1 pseudogene is annotated in these 848 nt (G+C 46.3%); it reads right to left on the bottom strand.

Annotated features, from left to right (window positions below):
• Nucleotides 1-848: pseudogene (locus tag DP116_RS19365) on the bottom strand (PD40 domain-containing protein); the annotation flags it as partial.

The raw sequence follows: 848 nt of genomic DNA, 5'->3' as shown, positions 1-848 counted from the left end.
GATTAACGCTCAGATTGACATTGATAGTGAACTGTTTGTCAAAGTAGAGTCCACCTTTGTCAGTAGTACGGGCGCGGATGTTGTAACTAGATTTGCTTGCATTGGGGGAATTATTAATGAGTAGTTTGTTGCCATTAATACTAAAGACGGCATTATCAGCATCGCCCGTCCCCGTCACTAAGCTGTAGGTGTGCTGGTCGTTTGTGTCTGGATCTGTGGTGGTGAAAGCACCAATTTCTGTTGCCACAGGCACCTTTTCATCTACGCTAGTAGCACTCAACGCCAAGTTTGTTGGGGCGTTGTTGGTAATAGTGTCGTAGAGGAAGATATCACGGCTGTTATTGGTGTCTCCTACCACTAGGTTGCTGGCATATGACTCATACGCTACATAACGTCCTGAAGCGGAGATGACTGAGTTGTAGGATAAGTCATTTCCCTGATTGCGTTGTGAATCTATAGAAACGCGTTTGGTGCTACGTGTTTGAGTGTCGTAGACAAAGATATCGGCAGTGTCATTGGTGTCTCGTGGCACCAAGTTGTTAGCATATGAAGCAAATGCCACATAACGTCCATCTGCTGAGATGCTGGGAGAAAAGGATTCGTTATTCCCCTGATTGCCCTGTGAATCTACAGAAACGCGGCTGGTGGTGCGTGTTTGGGTGTCATAAAGGAAGATGTCACCAGTGTCGTTAGTGTCTCCTGGCACCAAGTTGTTAGCATATGACTCAAATGCCACATAACGTCCATCTCCCGAGATAGCAGGTGAGAAGGATATTTGGTTTCCTTGATTGCCCTGTGAATTTACGGAAGCACGGCTAGTGGTGCGTGTTTGAGTATCGTAGACGAAG

This window comes from Brasilonema bromeliae SPC951 (assembly GCF_012912135.1).
GTDB classification, from domain to species: domain Bacteria; phylum Cyanobacteriota; class Cyanobacteriia; order Cyanobacteriales; family Nostocaceae; genus Brasilonema; species Brasilonema bromeliae.
This window is presented reverse-complemented; position numbering and strand designations above follow the sequence as displayed.